Origin of the sequence: Kluyvera chengduensis (genome assembly GCF_044197065.1) — a bacterium.
GTDB classification, from domain to species: Bacteria; Pseudomonadota; Gammaproteobacteria; order Enterobacterales; family Enterobacteriaceae; genus Kluyvera; species Kluyvera ascorbata_C.
Genome location: NZ_JBIQOI010000007.1, coordinates 25,989 through 44,678, shown reverse-complemented (window position 1 = coordinate 44,678; position 18,690 = coordinate 25,989). Strand labels below are relative to the sequence as shown.

Genomic DNA, 18,690 nt, shown 5'->3' with positions numbered 1-18,690 from the left:
TATCAGGCCTACAGCACACCGTCTTGTAGGTCGGATAAACGCAGCGCCATCCGGCATTTCAGCTTTACTCTTCGCCGTTAAAGCCAGCGCGGTTCAGCAGGAACTGCGACAGCAGCGCCACCGGACGACCGGTTGCGCCTTTGGCTTTGCCGGAACGCCATGCGGTGCCGGCGATGTCCAGGTGCGCCCAGTTGTACTTACGGGTAAAGCGCGCCAGGAAGCAGCCCGCGGTGATAGCACCGCCAGGACGGCCGCCGATGTTCGCCATATCCGCGAAGTTAGACTCCAGTTGTTCCTGATACTCATCGCCCAGCGGCAGACGCCACGCGCGGTCGCCAGCCTGCTCGGACGCGCCAATCAGCTCGTGCGCCAGCGGGTTGTGGTTCGACATCAGGCCAGTGATGTGATGGCCCAGGGCAATCACGCAGGCACCGGTCAGCGTCGCCACGTCGATAACCGCTTCCGGCTCGAAGCGCTCAACGTAGGTCAGGACGTCGCACAGCACCAGACGGCCTTCGGCATCGGTGTTCAGCACTTCAACGGTCTGTCCGGACATGGTGGTCAGCACATCGCCCGGACGATACGCGCGTCCACCAGGCATGTTTTCACAGCCCGCCAGCACGCCGATCACGTTGATTGGCAATTGCAGTTCCGCAACCATCCGCATCACGCCGTACACCGCCGCTGCGCCGCACATGTCGTACTTCATCTCGTCCATGCCTTCGGCAGGCTTGATGGAAATACCGCCGGAGTCGAAGGTCAGGCCTTTACCCACCAGCACGATGGGGCGAACGTCTTCGGAAGCCACACCTTTATACTCGATGACCGACATCAGCGATTCGTTCTGCGAACCGTTGCCGACCGCTAGGTAGGAGTGCATACCCAGCTCTTTCATCTGCTGTTCACCGATGACGCGGGTAATGACGTTTTTGCTGTAGCTGTCCGCAAGCTGACGCGCCTGAGAGGCCAGGTAAGCCGCGTTACAGATGTTTGGCGGCATGTTGCCGAGATCTTTAGCTGCTTTGATACCGGCAGCAATCGCCAGGCCGTGCTGGATAGCACGTTCGCCGCTGGTCAGCTCACGGCGAGTTGGCACGTTGAAGACCATTTTACGCAGCGGGCGACGCGGTTCGCTTTTGTTGGTTTTGAGCTGGTCGAAGCTGTACAGCGTCTCTTTTGCTGTCTCAACCGCCTGGCGTACTTTCCAGTAGTTATTGCGGCCTTTAACGTGCAGTTCGGTCAGGAAGCAGACGGCTTCCATTGAACCGGTGTCATTCAGGGTGTTGATGGTTTTCTGAATAACCTGCTTGTACTGGCGTTCGTCGAGCTCGCGCTCTTTGCCGCAGCCAATCAGCAGAATGCGTTCTGACAGCACGTTCGGTACGTGGTGCAGCAATAAGGTCTGCCCCGGTTTGCCTTCCAGTTCGCCGCGACGCAGCAGCGCACTGATATAGCCGTCGCTGATTTTATCGAGCTGTTCGGCGATGGGAGAAAGGCGGCGTGGTTCGAATACGCCCACGACGATACAGGCACTCCGCTGCTTCTCCGGGCTACCACTTTTTACACTGAACTCCATGCACTACGCTCCTGAATCTTAAAGACAACGGCGGTGGCTACGGATAGAATTGCAAGCTTACGTAACTCATTTCCGCTGTTGCGGTGACTTCGTGTTAATCTTAACGTTATTACGGTCCTGGCACGTCAGACGATGTCCTGAAACGTGAAACCGCTGAGTCATTTAATCTTAGCGATGTTTTCGACGACTCAAGAGAATAAATGACGTTTAAGCCATGAAACAAGCTATTTTCCTGCAATAAGACGGGTTTTTACGGGCGTATTTATAGTGATAATCATACGATATCTGGTGCGGGAGACGCTAAAAAGCCAGCTTGCCATCCTCTTCATCCTGCTTTTGATCTTTTTCTGTCAGAAACTGGTGAGGATCCTCGGCGCGGCGGTCGATGGTGATATCCCGACAAACCTCGTGCTCTCATTGCTCGGGCTCGGCGTGCCTGAAATGGCGCAGCTTATTCTGCCGCTGAGCCTGTTCCTCGGTCTCCTGATGACACTGGGTAAACTGTATACCGAAAGTGAAATCACGGTAATGCACGCCTGCGGCCTGAGTAAAGCGGTGCTGGTGAAAGCGGCGATGGTACTCGCGCTCTTTACCGGTATTGTGGCGGCCGTCAACGTGATGTGGGCGGGGCCGTGGTCGTCTCGCCATCAGGATGAAGTTCTGGCTGAGGCTAAAGCGAACCCCGGCATGGCGGCACTGGCGCAGGGTCAGTTCCAGCAGTCTACCGACGGTAACGCAGTGTTATTCATTGAAGGCGTCAATGGTGCAAACTTCCACGACGTCTTCCTGGCGCAGCTTCGCCCGAAAGGCTCTGCGCGCCCCTCCGTCGTGGTGGCTGATACTGGCCAGCTCTCTCAGCGTAAAGACGGCTCCCAGGTGGTGACCTTAAATCAGGGCACGCGCTTTGAAGGGACCGCTATGCTGCGGGACTTCCGCATTACCGATTTCAAAAATTACCAGGCGATCGTGGGCCATCAGGCCGTAGCCGCCGACCCGACCGACACCGAGCAGATGAGCATGAGTACGCTGTGGAACACGGATACCGACCGTGCCCGCGCGGAGCTGCACTGGCGCATCACGTTGATATTGACGGTCTTTATCATGGCGTTGATGGTCGTGCCGCTCAGCGTGGTAAACCCACGTCAGGGCCGCGTACTCTCTATGCTGCCAGCCATGCTGCTGTATCTGGTGTTCTTCCTGCTGCAGACCTCGCTGAAGTCGAATGCGGGCAAGGGCAAAATCGACCCGGCAATATGGATGTGGACGGTCAACCTGGCGTATATCGCGTTGGCCGTGGTGCTTAATGTCTGGGATACCGTGCCGATGCGCCGTTTCCGCGCCCGTTTCATGCATAAAGGAGCGGTATAATGCAGCCATTTGGTGTACTTGACCGCTATATCGGCAAAACCATTTTCACCACCATCATGATGACGCTGTTCATGCTGGTGTCGCTGTCCGGCATTATCAAGTTCGTTGACCAGTTGAAGAAAGCCGGGCAGGGGAGCTATGACGCATTAGGCGCGGGCATTTATACCCTGCTTAGCGTACCGAAAGACGTGCAGATCTTCTTCCCGATGGCGGCGCTGCTTGGCGCACTGCTGGGCCTGGGGATGCTGGCTCAGCGTAGCGAGCTGGTGGTGATGCAGGCTTCCGGCTTTACCCGTCTGCAGGTGGCGCTGTCGGTGATGAAAACCGCTATCCCGCTGGTGCTGTTGACCATGGCGATGGGCGAGTGGGTCGCACCGCAGGGTGAGCAGATGGCGCGTAACTACCGTGCTCAGCAGATGTACGGCGGTTCTTTGCTTTCTACACAGCAGGGCATGTGGGCGAAAGATGGCCACAGCTTTGTCTATATCGAACGTCTGAAGGGCACCGATGAACTCGGCGGCGTGAGTATTTACGCCTTCAATAACGAACGTCGTTTGCAGTCTGTGCGCTATGCCGCCAGCGCGAAGTTTGATCCGGAACTGAAGGAATGGCGTCTGTCACAGGTTGATGAATCTAACCTTACTGACCCGAAACAGGTGACCGGTTCGCAGACCGTGAGCGGGACCTGGAAAACCACGCTGACGCCAGATAAGCTTGGCGTGGTGGCACTGGACCCGGATGCGCTGTCTATCAGCGGTCTGTATAAGTATGTGAAGTATCTGAAGGCCAGCGGCCAGGACCCAGGCCGCTACCAGCTCAACATGTGGAGCAAAATCTTCCAGCCGCTGTCCGTGGCGGTGATGATGCTGATGGCGCTGTCGTTTATCTTTGGCCCGCTGCGTAGCGTGCCGATGGGTGTGCGTGTGGTGACGGGGATTAGCTTCGGCTTTGTGTTCTACGTCCTCGACCAGATCTTCGGTCCACTGACGCTGGTATACGGTATCCCGCCGATTATCGGGGCGTTGCTGCCAAGCGCCAGCTTCTTCCTGATAAGCCTCTGGCTAATGATGCGAAAAGCCTAACCCACTTGTAGCCCGGCCGAGCGATAGCGACGCCGGGTTTTTTATGCCCGAAATTTCTTGGAACATCGGTGTTATCCCCGGGGTCGCTGACGCTCGCCCGGGCTACCGATTGGTGTAGGCCGGATAAGGCGAAGCCGCCATCCGGCAAACCGGCGATGACGAACTAACGCTTCCGCCCACCCAGCAGGCTACCCAACATCCCACGCACAATCTGGTTTGTCACCTGACGCACGGCGCTTTTCGCCGCCGTTTGCACCAGACCATCGTGCTTGCCGCCGCGCGGCCCGGTGGTGCCGAAGATAATATCTTTCAGCCCGCCAAGGATGCCGTCATCAGCGCCCTGCTGGCCTTTCGCGGGCGGGGCATCTGCCTGACCGGCACTGTTCTGCACCCCTTTTTGCAGCATCTCGAACGCCGACTCGCGGTCAATCTCATCTTCGTATTTACCGTACAGTGGCGAGTTATTAATAAGGCCGTTGCGCTCGTCGTCAGTTACTGGCCCCATACGAGAACACGGCGCGATAACCGTCGCCCGTTCAACAATGGACGGGCTGCCTTTGGCATCAAGGAACGAGATAAGCGCCTCGCCGGTGCCCAGTTCCTGAATCGCCTGCTCGGTATTAAACGCCGGGTTAGCGCGCATGGTTTGCGCCGCCGTCTTCACCGCTTTCTGATCTTTCGGTGTAAAAGCGCGTAGCGCGTGCTGCACGCGGTTACCTAGCTGGCCCAGCACCGCATCGGGAATATCCGACGGGTTCTGTGACACAAAGTAGACGCCCACGCCCTTAGAGCGAATCAGACGGATCACCTGCTCGATTTTATCCAGCAGCACCTGCGGCGCATCGCTAAACAGCAGGTGCGCTTCATCGAAGAAGAAGACCAGCTTCGGTTTTTCGAGGTCGCCCGCTTCCGGCAACTGCTCGTACAGCTCTGAGAGCATCCACAGCAGGCTGGCAGCGTAGAGCTTCGGCATCTGGTAGAGCTTCTCTGCGCTGAGGATATTAATGACGCCTTTACCGTTGCTGTCGGTACGCATCCAGTCTTTGATGTCGAGCATCGGCTCACCGAAGAAGTGCTCGGCACCTTGTTGTTCCAGCGTCAGCAGCCCGCGCTGGATGGCGCCGACAGAAGCGGTGCTGATATTGCCGTACTGATTCTGGAACGATTTGGCGTTATCACCGATGTACTGGGTGATGGCCCGCAGGTCTTTGAAATCCAGTAACAGCAGACCCTGATCGTCGGCGATGCGGAAGATAATATTCAGCACCCCGGACTGCACCTCGTTGAGGTTCAGCAGGCGAGCCAGCAGCAGCGGGCCGAGGTCTGAGACCGTGGCGCGAACCGGGTGGCCTTTCTCGCCGAAGATATCCCACACCACTACCGGGTTAGCATGCGGCTCCCAGTCGGTCACTCCGATATTGTTCAGGCGCGTCATCAGCTTCTCAGAGGCCTGGCCTTCCTCCGCTACGCCGGTCAGGTCGCCTTTCACATCCGCCATAAAGACCGGCACGCCAATCTCCGAGAACGATTCGGCCATCTTTTGCAGGGTGACGGTTTTCCCGGTACCGGTGGCGCCGGTAATCAGCCCGTGACGGTTGGCCATATTGGGCAGCAGTTCAAGCTGCTTGTCCTGGGTGCGTGCGATAAGCAAAGGTGCGCTCATGGGTAATCCTCCATTTATTCTGCGTCGAGTATAGGCAAAACAACGACATCTCGCGGCGGTAAATTGTCTGTTTTGCGGCGCTTTATCCAGTGCGGACTATGCTTTGCATACGGTTTTCTTTTTTTTGGAATGTTATGTCCAGATTCTTCTTTAACGAGCGCAAACATCTTGTGGATGATGCGCTTGAAGGCTTAGTGTTGTCCGCACCTCACGCGAACCTGGTGCGATTGGATATCGACCCGGCGATTCGTATCGTCGCCCGCAGCGACTGGGATAAAAGCCGGGTGGCGATAATCTCCGGCGGCGGCTCCGGCCATGAACCGGCGCACGCAGGTTTTGTCGGCAGGGGCATGCTCACCGCTGCTGTATGTGGCGATCTCTTTGCCTCACCGAGCGTTGATGCGGTGCTGAACGCCATTGTAGCGGTTACGGGCGATCGCGGCTGCCTGCTGATCGTCAAAAACTACACCGGCGACCGCCTCAACTTTGGCCTCGCCGCCGAAAAGGCCAAACGCTACGGCCTGAAGGTCGAGATGGTGATTGTCGCCGACGACGTTGCGCTGCCGGATAACAAACAGCCGCGCGGCATTGCGGGCACGGCGCTGGTGCATAAAGTGGCGGGCTTTGCTGCGGAACAGGGGAAATCGCTCAGCGAAGTACACGAGATAGCCCAACAGGCCAGCCGCGGCGTGTTCAGCCTGGGGCTGGCGATGGAAACCTGCAATTTACCCGGCGGTGAGACCGAAGATCGCATCAAGCCCGGTCAGGTGGAACTGGGGCTTGGTATCCACGGTGAGCCCGGCGCTTCGACGGTCAGCAGCCATAACAGCCAACAGCTGATCGGCACGCTGGTTGAGACCCTGAAAGCCTCTGTGGGTGATAACCGCGTGGCGGTGTTAATCAACAACCTGGGCGGCGTGTCGGAGCTTGAGATGGCGCTGCTCGCCAAAGAGCTTGCGCACTCCGCGCTGCGTGAGCAGATAGCCTATCTGATTGGCCCGGCGACGCTGGTCAGCTCGCTCGATATGAAGGGCTTCTCGCTCTCGCTGATCGTTATGAATCAGGCCATTGAAGAGGCGCTGCTGGCCGACGTTGAGACCAGCGGATGGGTAAAAGCCGTGGCCTTTGCGCCGCTGAGAACCCTGGCGCATGCCAAAGTACACGACGCGCTGGAGGTACAACCGTCAGAGAATCCGCAGGTGCATGCGCTGGTGGCACAAGCTACTCAGACGCTGTTGGGTTTAGAGAGCCGCCTGAACGCGCTGGATGCCAAAGTAGGCGACGGCGATACCGGCTCGACCTTTGCGCTGGGGGCGCAGGATATCGCCACGCTGCTCAAGCAGAACGCGCTGCCGCTGAACAACCCGGCGCAGCTTCTACAGCTGATTGGCGAACGTCTGGCAACGGTGATGGGCGGCTCCAGCGGCGTGCTGATGTCGCTGTTCTTCACCGCCGCCGGGCAGGCGCTGGCGCAGGGCGAACCGCTAGCCAATGCGCTACTGGCTGGGCTAAAGCAGATGAAGTTCTACGGTGGTGCCGCACCCGGCGACCGTACGTTAATCGATGCCCTGCAACCGGCGCTGGAAGCGCTGCGTGATAAGGGGCTGGCAGAGGCGATTGCGGCAGCACAGCAGGGTGCCGAAAGCACGGCGACGATGCAAAAAGCGAAAGCGGGGCGCGCGTCATACGTGAACAGCGATAACCTGAACGGCGTGCCGGACCCAGGTGCCGTGGCCGTAGCGGAAGTCTTCGCGGCTTTTGCAAAAGCTTAACGACTAAGAGAAGAACCGGCGGCAGAACGCCGCCGGATAAACATCAGAAATCAGCCTTCAGCACCACGCGGTAACGGGCTTTACCGTCACGCACATGCTGGATGGCATCGTTGATTTTTGACATCGGGAACAGCTCAGTAATTGGCGCGACTTTGCTACGACCGGCAAACTTCATCAGCTTGCGCAGTTCAAACGGGTTACCCGTCGCCGAACCAGAGACGCTGCGGTCGCCGCCAATCAGGGTAAACGCCGGTACCGGCAGCGGCGTCAGCACCGCGCCGACGGTGTGGAAGTTCCCCCCTGAGGCCAGCGCTTCGAAGTACGGCTGCCAGTTCAGGTCGACGTTGACGGTGTTGATGATCAGGTCAAACTGACCCGCCAGCGCTTTGAGCGCTTCCGGCGAACGGCTGTTAACCACGTGGTCCGCACCCATCGCCCGCACTTCCTGCTCTTTCGACGGATTGGAGCTGAATGCTGTAACTTCAGCACCCATCGCGCGCAGCAGTTTAATAGCGATATGCCCCAGACCACCAATCCCAATCACCCCTACGCGGCTGGTGGCGGTAACGTGATGCATCAGCAGCGGTTTAAAGACGGTGATCCCGCCGCACAGCATCGGGCCTGCGGTTTCGATATCAATGTTGTCCGGCAGTGGAATAACCCATTGCCAGTCGGCGCGCAGCTTATCGGCAAAGCCGCCGTGGTTGAGGATGGTCGGCACCGAGCCTTCGGTACAGTTAATCTGGTTGCCATCGATACAGGCATCGCAGTGGCCGCAGCTTCGCGCCGTCCAGCCAATGCCCACGCGCTGACCAATCTTCAGCCCCTTACTCTGCGCCGCGCTGCCCAGCGCCACCACGTGACCAATCACCTCGTGGCCAGCAACCAGCGGATATTGAGAGAACCCCCATTCGTTGTCGATCATCGACAGGTCCGAGTGGCAGATCCCGCAGTAATCCACTTTCACCTCAACGTCTTCCGGCAGCAGCTCTCCGGCATCGTATTCCCAGACTTCCAGTTCTGCCCCGGCATTTTTCGCGGCGTAGCTTTTTATTATGGACATCGTGTATCTCTCAGTGTGGTGTTGAACTGAGAGTGTAGAGCATGTGGGGGCGGGGCGCTTGGCGGAAGGGGGGATTATGGGTTGCCTGCGAAAACGTGACCAAGATTAGAGTTGTGCTGATTTTTTCGACACTTAGCGAGTTATGCTTGCGCTGGTGCTTGCATGGTGGCGCGCTACAGGTATAATCCTCAACGTTTTCCGCATACCTTTCCAGTGCCGGAGTGGCGAAATCGGTAGACGCAGTTGATTCAAAATCAACCGTAGAAATACGTGCCGGTTCGAGTCCGGCCTTCGGCACCATCGGAACATCAATAGACGTCAACGGACGTCTTTTTTTGTGCCTGAAATCCAGTATCTGCAAGGCTTTCCTCGCTTTTTCACTCAACCTAAGTCAACCTGATTCAATCTACATCAACTTACTGATGCGGGTACAACTGCGGGTATATCCCGGTTCGATAATGTTTGTACCCACACAGAACCCTTGAAAGGATACTCATCATGGCTCTGAGTGATGTGAAGGTTCGTTCGGCAAAGCCTGAAGCAAAAGCCTACAAACTGACTGACGGTGATGGCATGGTTTTGCTGGTTCACCCCAACGGCTCCAAATATTGGCGGCTACGTTATCGCTTCGGTGGTAAAGAGAAAATGCTGGCGCTGGGGAAATACCCTGAAGTGTCGTTGGCGGATGCTCGGGCACGCCGGGACGAAGCCCGTAAGCTGTTAGCTAATGGCGTCGATCCCAGTGAGAACAAGAAAGCCGTTAAGGTAGAGCAGGAGCAAGAGGCAATAACGTTTGAAGTGGTTGCCAGAGACTGGCATAACAGCAACCAGAAATGGTCGGCATCGCACAGTGCTCGTGTATTGAAAAGCCTGGAAGATAATCTCTTCGCTGCTATCGGTAAGCGGAACATTGCTGAGTTGAAGACACGGGATTTGCTTGTACCCATCAAAGCGGTGGAGTCATCCGGGCGTCTCGAAGTTGCGGCTCGTTTGCAACAGAGAACTACCGCGATTATGCGCTTTGCTGTGCAGAGCGGGTTAATCGACTACAACCCTGCGCAAGAAATTGCCGGTGCAGTTGCTACGGCTAAAAGACAGCACCGTGCTGCTCTGGAGCTTAACCGCATACCTGAATTACTTCATCGTATTGATCACTATTCCGGAAGACCATTAACCCGACTTGCTGTCGAACTTACCTTGTTAGTCTTTATCCGTTCAAGTGAACTGCGGTTTGCCCGCTGGTCAGAAGTCGATTTTGAAACGGCCATGTGGACGATCCCCGGTGAGCGTGAACTGCTGGACGGTGTTAAACATTCGCAGCGTGGTTCAAAGATGCGGACGCCCCATCTTGTTCCCTTATCGCGTCAGGCCTTAGCTATTCTGGAAAAGATCAAAAGCATGAATGGGAACCGAGAGCTGATCTTCGTTGGCGATCACGATCCCCGTAAGCCGATGAGTGAGAATACGGTTAACAAGGCTTTGCGAGTGATGGGGTATGACACCAAAACGGAAGTCTGTGGGCATGGTTTCAGGACGATGGCGTGTAGTTCACTTATTGAGTCAGGATTGTGGTCGAGGGATGCGGTAGAAAGGCAGATGAGCCATCAGGAGCGTAGCTCTGTGCGGGCGGCTTATATCCATAAGGCGGAGCATCTGGGAGAGAGGAGACTGATGTTGCAGTGGTGGGCTGATTATCTGGATATTAATCGAGAAAAATCAATTAGTCCGTTTGACTTTGCTAAGTTGAAGACTAAGTAAATTTAGCAAACGAGAACGATTTGGTATCCACCAAACGGAAAGCCATTTGTGGCATGTATAAATATGCGGCCTACCTGGAGGGAAGACGGGAGATGGTGCACGTGTATGGGATAATCTTGCGTCAATGTTGAATGATATTACACAGATCATTTAACAAAAATGCATAAAAGTGCGCAAGTTATAAAAATATTTGCGCATGTTTCATTCATGCTCGATTATTTTTTATTGATTTAAAATCAATCGCTTGTGTCGTAAGAAGTTTGTTTTTTTGCACCTAATTTACGAATATGCATCTCTGTAGGTCCGCTACTGCATTATTTTTTAGTTTACATTCTGATCTTTTTGCTCAATCATAGCTTCACCAAATCACTTTTAACTCTGTACACGATCTACAGATTTGAGTGATGAGGTGCGACAGACTGCAATCTGTCGCGTTGACTCAAACCCAAACGTCTAAATTAGGAGATCAAATCTATGCCAGCTTATCAAATTTCTTACGATCTGCGAAAGCAGAAAGATTATGCCCCGCTCATTGTGCGCATCAAGTCTTATGGGACCTGGTGTCATCCTCTGGAATCAACCTGGATTATTGTCACCGAGCAAACGGCAACTCAGGTTCGCGATTATCTCAAAGCCGTTATGGATAACGATGATGGTTTACTCGTTACTGGTTTGCGGGGAGATGGTGCGTGGTATGGGCTTTCTGACAATATCTCTCAATGGCTTAAAAACAACTTATAATCGCCACGCTTAAGAACAGATGCGCCAGGGATGGTGCAATGAATCAGGGGTCCGTATGCCAACACCTTTAAGAAAGTTAGGCCAAATTGCAGGCATCCGTTCAGGCCACACTCTGAGGGGAGCAATCACGCCTGACCCTGAAGGAGATGTGCGTCTGTTGCAGATTAAAGACCTCGATCAGGACTGGCAGTTCAACCACAAAGTACTGCCTACTGTCGTATGGGAACAACGCATCGCTCCTCCATTCCTTGAACAGGGGGAGATTGTTGTTGCGGCCAGGGGGAATCGTAATCTGGCAATTGTATATCGTGGCCAGGTTCCTGTGGTTCCTACCAGCCAGTTCCTGATTGTTAGTATCAAAAGAAAAGAGAGTGAGATTGCCCCTGAATACGTGTGCTGGCTTTTAAACCATCCGACGATTCAGCAGTGGTTCCATCGGAGTGGCACCAATATTCAGTTAATAACGAAATCAGCGCTGCTGGATGTCGCTATCCCGGTACCGCCTATTGAAACTCAATTACAGCTTATCGAGCTCCAGCATATATGGCAGAAAGAAGATGAACTTATCAATAGGTTACAGAAAAATCGCCATCAGCTTGAGCTTGGTATTTTGCAAAAATTACTTAAGGATTAACTTGTTATGAGCAATATGATCGATCAGGACCGCATCAATCGCGTGCTATGGGGCGTATGTGACACTTTCCGTGGCACCATCAGCCCTGATACCTACAAAGATTTTATTCTTACTATGCTGTTTCTGAAGTACATCTCGGATGTCTGGCAGGATCACTATGATGGCTACAAAGCCCAGTATGGCGATGAACCAGAGCTGATTGAAGAGATGATGAAGAATGAACGCTTTGTTCTACCTAAAGATGCTAGCTTTTATGCTCTTTATAAGCGTCGAAGTGAGGCGGGTAACGGTGAACGTATCGATGTTGCTCTACACGCAATTGAAGAAGCTAACGGCACCAAGCTGAAAGATGGTAGCAAGAGCGTGTTCCAAGAAATTTCATTTAATACCAATAAGCTTGGTGATGAAAAACAAAAGAATCTGATTTTGAAGCAGCTACTCGAAGATTTTACTCATCCGGAGCTGAATCTTAAGCCCAGTCGGGTGGGGGGATTAGATGTAATTGGTAACGCTTATGAGTATTTGATTGGTAAGTTTGCCGCGAACAGCGGTCAGAAAGCCGGAGAGTACTATACGCCACCTGAAGTGTCGGATCTGCTCGCGGCTTTGCTTGACCCACAGCCAGGGGAATCGATCTGTGACCCAACCTGTGGTTCTGCTTCGCTTTTGATGAAATGTGGCAAGTGGGTGGCTCAACAGCACCATAGTAAGAACTATGAGCTTTATGGGCAGGAGGCAATTGGCTCAACCTGGTCTCTGGCTAAAATGAACATGTTTCTGCACGGCGAGGATAACCATAAAATCGAGTGGGGTGATACGATCCGCAATCCCAAGCTACTCGATAAAAATGCCAATCTGATGCTGTTTGATGTGGTTACCGCTAATCCACCTTTCTCACTGGAGAAATGGGGGCTTGAAGATATTTCTGACGACCAGTTCAGCCGTTTTCGTCGTGGTCTGCCGCCTAAAACCAAGGGCGACTATGCATTTATCCTGCATATGATCGAAACCATGAAGCCGAAAACCGGACGTATGGGGGTGGTGGTTCCCCATGGAGTGTTGTTCCGCGGTTCCAGTGAGGGAAAAATCCGGCAGAAGTTGATTGAAGAAAATCTCCTTGATGCGGTGATTGGTTTGCCAGAAAAGTTATTCTTCGGTACAGGTATACCTGCTGCAATCCTGATCTTTAAAAAGAGTAAAGTGGACGATAACGTGTTGTTTATCGACGCCAGTCGTGAGTTTAAATCAGGCAAAAACCAAAACCAGCTAAGCCCGGAAAATATTACCAAAATCGTTAAAACCTACCGTGAAGGTGATAACGTCGAAAAATATGCTTATCTTGCCAGTCTGCAGGAGATCCGCGATAACGACTACAACCTGAATATTCCTCGCTATGTCGATACCTTTGAAGAAGAAGAGGTAATTGATCTGATGGCGCTACGTACCGAGCGTAAGCAACTGCAAGCACAGTTAGTTGAGCTGGAATTGGAGATGGCGAAATATCTGGAGGAGTTAGGTTATGGTGCCTGATGGATGGAAGATAGATATTTTAGGGAATCTGTTTGAGTTTAAGAATGGTTTAAATGCTGAAAAGGAACAATATGGTATTGGATATAAGTTTGTAAATGTTATGGATGTTTTTAGAAATGACATCCTCACAGAGTCCAAGATAATTGGTCGAGTTCAGATGTCAGATAAACAACTGGGCGACTATAAGTTGAAGTATGGTGATGTGCTCTTTAATCGCACTTCAGAAACATTTGACGAAATAGCAATGGCGGCAGTCTATTTAGATAATGTTGTTGCTACCTTTGGTGGTTTTGTAATAAGAGGGCGACCTAAGGTAGATGAAATTCATCCTGACTTTTCAGTTTTTTTGTTTCAGGCGTCTGGCTATAGAACACAAGTAATTAAGTTAGGCCAAGGTGCTGTTCGAGCGAATATTGGGCAAAAAGACTTATCTAAAGTTAGAATTTTGGTACCTCCTGTCAGAGAGCAAAAGAAAATAGCTCAAATTCTTACAGCCTGGGTGAAGGCGATCGCTACTACTGAAGAAATGCTTGTCAATAGTAAGAAGCAGAAAAAAGCACTAATGCAAAAATTGCTTACCGGCAATAACCGTTTTCCGAAATTTAATGATGAATGTAAGTTTTATCATTTATCAAAAATCGCCGTTATTACAATGGGATCCTCACCAAAATCTGGAGCCTATAATGAAAATGGGATTGGTCTTCCCTTGATCCAAGGCAATGCTGACATTAAAAATAGAAAATCTGCACCACGTATTTTCACTGCAGAGATAACTAAAGAATGTCACCCTGATGATATTCTGTTAAGTGTTAGAGCCCCAGTGGGAACGATTGCGATATCAAACCATAAAGCATGCATAGGAAGAGGAATTGCCGCGATAAGAGCAAAAACAGCATTTAATCAAGCTTATCTTTATCAGTGGTTGATTTGGTTCGAACCAAGATGGTGTTCCTTATCCCAAGGCAGTACATTTGAATCCATAAATAGCGACGATATAAAGAAATTACAAATTAGAGTACCAAGCTCACAGGAACAGAAAAAAATCGCTAAAGTTCTTTCCTTGGCAGATCAAGAAATTGAGCTCTTACAACAAAAACTAAATCACCTAAAACAAGAAAAAAAAGCCCTGATGCAGCAACTTCTTACCGGTAAACGCCGTGTGGAGGTGGACGCCGCATGACTGATAAACACTTACCTCAACCTCCAGCAGGTGAATTCCTGCTGTTCCAAAGCGAAGATGGTCGCGCACGCGTTGAGTGTCGCTTTCAGTCAGATACGCTTTGGCTCACTCAGGCATCCATGGCTGAGCTATATGATAAGGATGTTCGTACCATCAATGAGCACCTTATCAACATCTTTTCAGAAGGCGAACTTGGTCAAAATTCAACTATCCGGAAATTCCGGATAGTTCGCCAGGAAGGAAAACGTCAGGTTTCCAGAGAGATAGAGCATTACAGCCTCGAAGCCATACTAGCTGTTGGCTATCGTGTCCGCTCAGTTCGGGGGACTCAGTTCCGTCAGTGGGCCACGCAAACCCTGCAGGAATATCTGATTAAAGGGTTTGTGATGGATGATGAGCGGCTGAAGAATCCGCCCGTTGGCTCTTCTGTGGTGCCCGACTACTTTGACGAGATGCTGGAACGTATCCGTGATATTCGTGCCAGCGAGCGGCGCGTCTATCTGCGTGTGCGGGAGATTTTCGCGCTGGCTGCTGATTATCAGCCGACTCTGAAAGAGACCACCCTCTTCTTTCAAACCATCCAGAACAAACTGCACTTTGCCTGCACTGGGCGTACAGCCGCTGAGCTGATCCACCAGCGGGCAGATGCCAGCCAGCCTCATATGGGGCTCACCAGCTATAAAGGCAATGACGTTCGAAAAGGCGATGTCACGGTTGCTAAGAATTACCTGACCCAAAAAGAGGTCAGTGAGCTGAACCGTGTAGTGAATATGTGGCTGGACTATGCCGAAGATCAGGCGCTGCGACGTCAGCAGGTTTTTTTGCAGGACTGGCAGGAGAAGCTGGATCAATTCCTGCAGTTCAACGACCGTAATGTGCTACAGGGCGCTGGCACTGTCAGTAAGAAAATGGCAGATGAAAAAGCTCAGGGTGAATATGCAAGATTTGCAGAACAGCGGCGTTTGTTAAAAGAGGCCGAGGGTGAAAAGGATATTACCGAGCTACTGCACTGGAAAGCCGATAAAGATAAGGGAACATCATGAGCATGCAGATCGCGCCAAAATTCCAGGAAGAGTACAGCGCCAAGCTCCCGGCGCTGGCCCTCTTGAGTAATTTAGGCTGGACATATATTTCACCTCAGCAAGCCTTATCTGCGCGAGCAGGCAAGGCAGATCAGGTGGTCTTAAACCAGATTTTGCGTGAACAGTTAGCCAAGAGAACGTTTATCTTTGCCGGTAAAGAGCATGTCATTTCCGACAAAGCGATTGAAAGCCTAATTGCCGAAGTTAACAGCCCGGCATTAAACCAGGGATTGATTACCGCCAATGAACACTTGTACAACCACTTGTTGTACGGCATTTCAGTGACGGAATTTATCGATGGCAAGCGGGTGAACCCAACAATCTCGTTGATTGACTGGAACAACCCGCAAAATAACAGCTTTGTTTTCACCGAAGAATTCAGCGTGACACGCGCTAACGGCATTGAGGTGCGCAGGCCAGATATTGTCTGCTTTGTGAATGGTATTCCGTTGGTGGTCATCGAGGCTAAGCGCCCGGATGGCAATGCTAAAAAAGGGCCGACTATTGATGAAGGGATATCTCAAAGTCTGCGCAACCAGCGCCATGATGAAATTCCGAGACTGTTTGCCTACAGTCAGATCTTACTGTCGATAAACGGTCATGATGGGCGTTATGGGACTTGCGGAACACCAGCCAAGTTTTGGGCGACATGGCGGGAAGAAGATATCTCCGATCTGGAGATGCTTGCCGTCAAAAACCGCAAGCTCACAGCACAGCAGATGGAGTCAATCTTCAGCCATCGTCCGGTTGGCTGCCTGAAATGGTATCAGAACCTGATTGCAGCGGGTGAACTAGCTTTAACGGGCCAGGACCAGCTACTTATCAGTCTGCTTTTACCTGAACGTCTACTGGATATGGCACGTTTCTTCACGCTGTTTGATAAGAAAGCCGGTAAGGTCATTGCCCGATATCAGCAGGTATTCAGTATCAAACGGCTGCTACAGCGGATAGAAACGAAGAACCCTGATGGTAGCCGCAACGGTGGGGTTATCTGGCATACCACGGGTTCAGGTAAGTCGCTGACGATGGTTTTCCTCAGCAAGGCGCTGATTCTGAGTGAAACTCTCAAGCAGTGCCGCATCATCGTCGTAACCGATCGCGTCGATTTGGAAAACCAGCTCAGTCGCACCTTTATCTCAACCGGGGAGCTGGCCGGTAAAAGGGATAAAGCCGATGCCATTGCCACCTCTGGCAGACGTTTAGCCGAACAGATTGGCAAGGGTACTGAGCGCATTCTCTTCTCGTTGATTCAGAAATTTAACACGGCCACCCGCCTGCCCGAGTGCGTGAATACCAGCCCCGATATCATTGTGTTGATCGATGAAGGCCACCGTAGTCATGGCGGTGAGAGTCATCAACGCATGAAGCTGGCTCTACCCAACGCGGCCTTTGTTGCTTTCACCGGTACGCCGTTGCTGAAAGATGATAAGACCACTAATAAATTTGGTCCCATCGTTCATGCTTACACCATGCAGCGTGCGGTAGAGGACAAGACAGTCACTCCGCTTCTCTACGAAGAGAGGCCGCCCGAGCTGAATGTTAATGAACGAGCTATAGATAGTTGGTTTGACCGTATCACCGAGGGGTTAACGGATAAACAAAAAGCCGACTTGAAGCGTAAGTTTGCTAATAAAGGGCAGGTGTATAACGCTGACGATCGCATCCACCTTATTGCACTGGATATCGCCAACCATTTTGTCAAAAACATCGACGATGGCTTGAAGGGGCAGCTCGCCTGTGACAGTAAAGCTGCAGCGATAAAATACAAAAAGTATCTTGATGAAGCCGGACTGTTTGAGTCTGCAGTGGTCATTAGTTCTCCTGACACGCGTGAAGGAAATACCGAGGTGGATGAATCTGGTATCCCTGATGTGACCAAATGGTGGAAAGATAATGTCGGCTCTCAGGATGAGCAGGTTTACACGCGTAATGTCATTGAGCGTTTTGATAAAGATGATTCGCTGAAGCTACTTATTGTGGTCGATAAGTTACTTACCGGATTTGATGAACCCAAAAACGCCGTGCTTTACATCGATAAGCCTCTTAAGGGGCATAACCTGATTCAGGCCATAGCCCGTGTTAACCGCCTTCATCCTAAGAAAAAATTTGGTCTGTTAATCGATTATCGGGGCATCCTCAAAGAGTTGGATACCACCATTGAGGATTACCAAAAGTTGGCATCACGCACGCAGGGCGGGTTTGATATTGACGATCTGGTGGGGCTGTACGGCCAGATGAGTACGGAGTACAAGCGCCTTCCCCAGCTGTATAAAAATCTGTGGGCGATTTTCGCAGGTGTAAAAAACAAAAACGATATTGAGCAGCTCCGTCAGGTGCTGGTGCCGCGCACGGAAGAAAAGCATGGAGAAATGGTTGATGTGCATCTTAAAGTCCGTGAGGACTTTTATGAGGCACTCACGCAATTTGCCAGCTGCCTGAAAGTGGCGTTGCAGTCGGCTACCTTCTTTGAGGATAAGAGTTTCAGCGAAGAGGATCGCCAGCACTATAAAGAGACGCTGAGGCAATTTACTAGCTTGCGCCAGCTGGTGAAGCAGGATGCCGGTGAGACAGTAGATTATGATCAGTACACAGAACAGGTTAAAAAGCTGTTGGATAAACACGTTGTTGGCGTAGAAGTCCGCGAGTCTGATGGAGTGTATGAAGTCAGCAAAATGGGACAACGACCCGAAGAGTGGAGTGAGGATAAAACTCGCAACGAAACGGATATTATTAAAACCCGCGTAACCCGGATGATTGAGCAGGATTTACGTGATGATCCTTATGCCCAGGAAGCCTTCTCGAAGTTACTGCGTCTGGCTATTGAAGAGGCGGAAAAACTGTTTGAGCATCCTCTCAAGCAGTACATGCTATTTCGTGAGTTTGAGGAGCAAGTACAGGATCGGCGGCTGAACGAAATACCCGACGTATTTGCTGGTAATCACCATGCACAGGCTTACTTCGGTGTGTACAAAAAAGTACTGCCGGAGGTTTTTGCCATTACCGATTCTCAAGTTATCGATAAGTGGGTGAAGCTTGCTTTTGAAGTAGACCAGGCTGTTGATATCTCAGTGGCTGAGAACTCGATCAATCCGCAAAATATCGAGGCTGATATTCGTAAGAAGCTTCTGCCGATGATGTTTAAAGAGTGTAAGGCAATAGGTGGCGGAATGGATCAGGCGAAAAAGATTGTGGAAATGATCGTCCAGATTACCCGTGTAGGGCTGAGCGGAGTCTAAATTGT

General features: G+C 51.9%; 13 protein-coding genes and 1 tRNA gene. 11 read left to right on the top strand and 3 right to left on the bottom strand.

Annotation, left to right across the window (positions count from 1 at the left end; all coding sequences use genetic code 11):
- Positions 1-64: 64 nt before the first annotated feature.
- On the bottom strand, positions 65-1,576 hold the full coding sequence (gene pepA, locus ACH1XZ_RS16945; RefSeq protein ID WP_035892787.1) for a leucyl aminopeptidase: 1,512 nt from the start codon (positions 1,574-1,576) through the stop codon (positions 65-67).
- Positions 1,577-1,843: 267 nt separating this feature from the next.
- Between pepA and lptF the strand changes: the two genes are divergently transcribed.
- Together lptF and lptG are read left to right on the top strand one after the other, a co-directional pair.
- Positions 1,844-2,944 (top strand): LPS export ABC transporter permease LptF, encoded by a 1,101-nt coding sequence (gene lptF / locus ACH1XZ_RS16940; RefSeq protein WP_395596499.1) that lies wholly within the window; start codon positions 1,844-1,846, stop codon positions 2,942-2,944.
- On the top strand, positions 2,944-4,026 hold the full coding sequence (lptG, locus tag ACH1XZ_RS16935) for an LPS export ABC transporter permease LptG (protein ID WP_395596498.1): 1,083 nt from the start codon (positions 2,944-2,946) through the stop codon (positions 4,024-4,026). Before lptF ends, lptG begins: the two co-directional genes overlap by 1 nt.
- 163 nt (positions 4,027-4,189) lie before the next feature.
- Here lptG and ACH1XZ_RS16930 read toward each other — a convergent pair whose 3' ends face one another.
- Complete coding sequence (locus ACH1XZ_RS16930) at positions 4,190-5,689, bottom strand: helicase HerA-like C-terminal domain-containing protein (RefSeq protein WP_395596497.1); 1,500 nt, start codon at positions 5,687-5,689, stop codon at positions 4,190-4,192.
- A 134-nt stretch (positions 5,690-5,823) separates the two neighbouring features.
- Here ACH1XZ_RS16930 and ACH1XZ_RS16925 point away from each other — a divergent pair, with 134 nt between their 5' ends.
- A complete protein-coding gene (locus ACH1XZ_RS16925; protein ID WP_395596496.1) occupies positions 5,824-7,461 on the top strand; it encodes a dihydroxyacetone kinase subunit DhaK in 1,638 nt (545 codons plus the stop codon).
- 43 nt (positions 7,462-7,504) lie between these two features.
- Here ACH1XZ_RS16925 and ahr read toward each other — a convergent pair whose 3' ends face one another.
- Positions 7,505-8,524 (bottom strand): NADPH-dependent aldehyde reductase Ahr, encoded by a 1,020-nt coding sequence (gene ahr / locus ACH1XZ_RS16920; protein ID WP_185670116.1) that lies wholly within the window; start codon positions 8,522-8,524, stop codon positions 7,505-7,507.
- 215 nt (positions 8,525-8,739) lie between these two features.
- Here ahr and ACH1XZ_RS16915 point away from each other — a divergent pair.
- The 8 genes from ACH1XZ_RS16915 to ACH1XZ_RS16880 all read left to right on the top strand — a co-directional run bounded on the left by ACH1XZ_RS16915 (position 8,740) and on the right by ACH1XZ_RS16880 (position 18,685).
- Positions 8,740-8,824: transfer RNA gene (locus tag ACH1XZ_RS16915), tRNA-Leu, on the top strand.
- A gap of 198 nt (positions 8,825-9,022) precedes the next feature.
- Positions 9,023-10,282 carry a tyrosine-type recombinase/integrase gene (locus tag ACH1XZ_RS16910; protein WP_395596495.1) on the top strand — a complete coding sequence of 420 codons (1,260 nt, stop codon included), beginning with the start codon at positions 9,023-9,025 and terminating at the stop codon, positions 10,280-10,282.
- Between the two features lie 474 nt (positions 10,283-10,756).
- Positions 10,757-11,023: a hypothetical protein gene (locus ACH1XZ_RS16905; RefSeq protein ID WP_395596494.1), complete on the top strand. Its 267-nt coding sequence runs from the start codon at positions 10,757-10,759 to the stop codon at positions 11,021-11,023.
- A 55-nt stretch (positions 11,024-11,078) separates the two neighbouring features.
- Positions 11,079-11,657 carry a restriction endonuclease subunit S gene (locus ACH1XZ_RS16900; RefSeq protein ID WP_395596493.1) on the top strand — a complete coding sequence of 193 codons (579 nt, stop codon included), beginning with the start codon at positions 11,079-11,081 and terminating at the stop codon, positions 11,655-11,657.
- A gap of 6 nt (positions 11,658-11,663) precedes the next feature.
- A complete protein-coding gene (locus ACH1XZ_RS16895) occupies positions 11,664-13,187 on the top strand; it encodes a type I restriction-modification system subunit M (protein ID WP_395596492.1) in 1,524 nt (507 codons plus the stop codon).
- A complete protein-coding gene (locus ACH1XZ_RS16890; RefSeq protein ID WP_395596491.1) occupies positions 13,177-14,367 on the top strand; it encodes a restriction endonuclease subunit S in 1,191 nt (396 codons plus the stop codon). Before ACH1XZ_RS16895 ends, ACH1XZ_RS16890 begins: the two co-directional genes overlap by 11 nt.
- Entirely contained in the window at positions 14,364-15,410 is a 1,047-nt protein-coding gene (locus tag ACH1XZ_RS16885) for a virulence RhuM family protein (RefSeq protein ID WP_069303580.1), read from the top strand. The genes ACH1XZ_RS16890 and ACH1XZ_RS16885 overlap by 4 nt, the downstream gene beginning before the upstream one ends.
- Positions 15,407-18,685 carry a type I restriction endonuclease subunit R gene (locus ACH1XZ_RS16880; RefSeq protein ID WP_395596490.1) on the top strand — a complete coding sequence of 1,093 codons (3,279 nt, stop codon included), beginning with the start codon at positions 15,407-15,409 and terminating at the stop codon, positions 18,683-18,685. The genes ACH1XZ_RS16885 and ACH1XZ_RS16880 overlap by 4 nt, the downstream gene beginning before the upstream one ends.
- The last annotated feature ends 5 nt before the right edge of the window (positions 18,686-18,690 follow it).

Bases quoted from the DNA above. Each gene is read 5' to 3' on its own strand.
- pepA (WP_035892787.1), bottom strand. From the start codon at position 1,576: ATGGAGTTCAGTGTAAAAAGTGGTAGCCCGGAGAAGCAGCGGAGTGCC.
- lptG (WP_395596498.1), top strand. From the start codon at position 2,944: ATGCAGCCATTTGGTGTACTTGACCGCTATATCGGCAAAACCATTTTC.
- ACH1XZ_RS16930 (WP_395596497.1), bottom strand. From the start codon at position 5,689: ATGAGCGCACCTTTGCTTATCGCACGCACCCAGGACAAGCAGCTTGAA.
- ACH1XZ_RS16925 (WP_395596496.1), top strand. From the start codon at position 5,824: ATGTCCAGATTCTTCTTTAACGAGCGCAAACATCTTGTGGATGATGCG.
- ahr (WP_185670116.1), bottom strand. From the start codon at position 8,524: ATGTCCATAATAAAAAGCTACGCCGCGAAAAATGCCGGGGCAGAACTG.
- ACH1XZ_RS16910 (WP_395596495.1), top strand. From the start codon at position 9,023: ATGGCTCTGAGTGATGTGAAGGTTCGTTCGGCAAAGCCTGAAGCAAAA.
- ACH1XZ_RS16905 (WP_395596494.1), top strand. From the start codon at position 10,757: ATGCCAGCTTATCAAATTTCTTACGATCTGCGAAAGCAGAAAGATTAT.
- ACH1XZ_RS16900 (WP_395596493.1), top strand. From the start codon at position 11,079: ATGCCAACACCTTTAAGAAAGTTAGGCCAAATTGCAGGCATCCGTTCA.
- ACH1XZ_RS16895 (WP_395596492.1), top strand. From the start codon at position 11,664: ATGAGCAATATGATCGATCAGGACCGCATCAATCGCGTGCTATGGGGC.
- ACH1XZ_RS16890 (WP_395596491.1), top strand. From the start codon at position 13,177: ATGGTGCCTGATGGATGGAAGATAGATATTTTAGGGAATCTGTTTGAG.
- ACH1XZ_RS16885 (WP_069303580.1), top strand. From the start codon at position 14,364: ATGACTGATAAACACTTACCTCAACCTCCAGCAGGTGAATTCCTGCTG.
- ACH1XZ_RS16880 (WP_395596490.1), top strand. From the start codon at position 15,407: ATGAGCATGCAGATCGCGCCAAAATTCCAGGAAGAGTACAGCGCCAAG.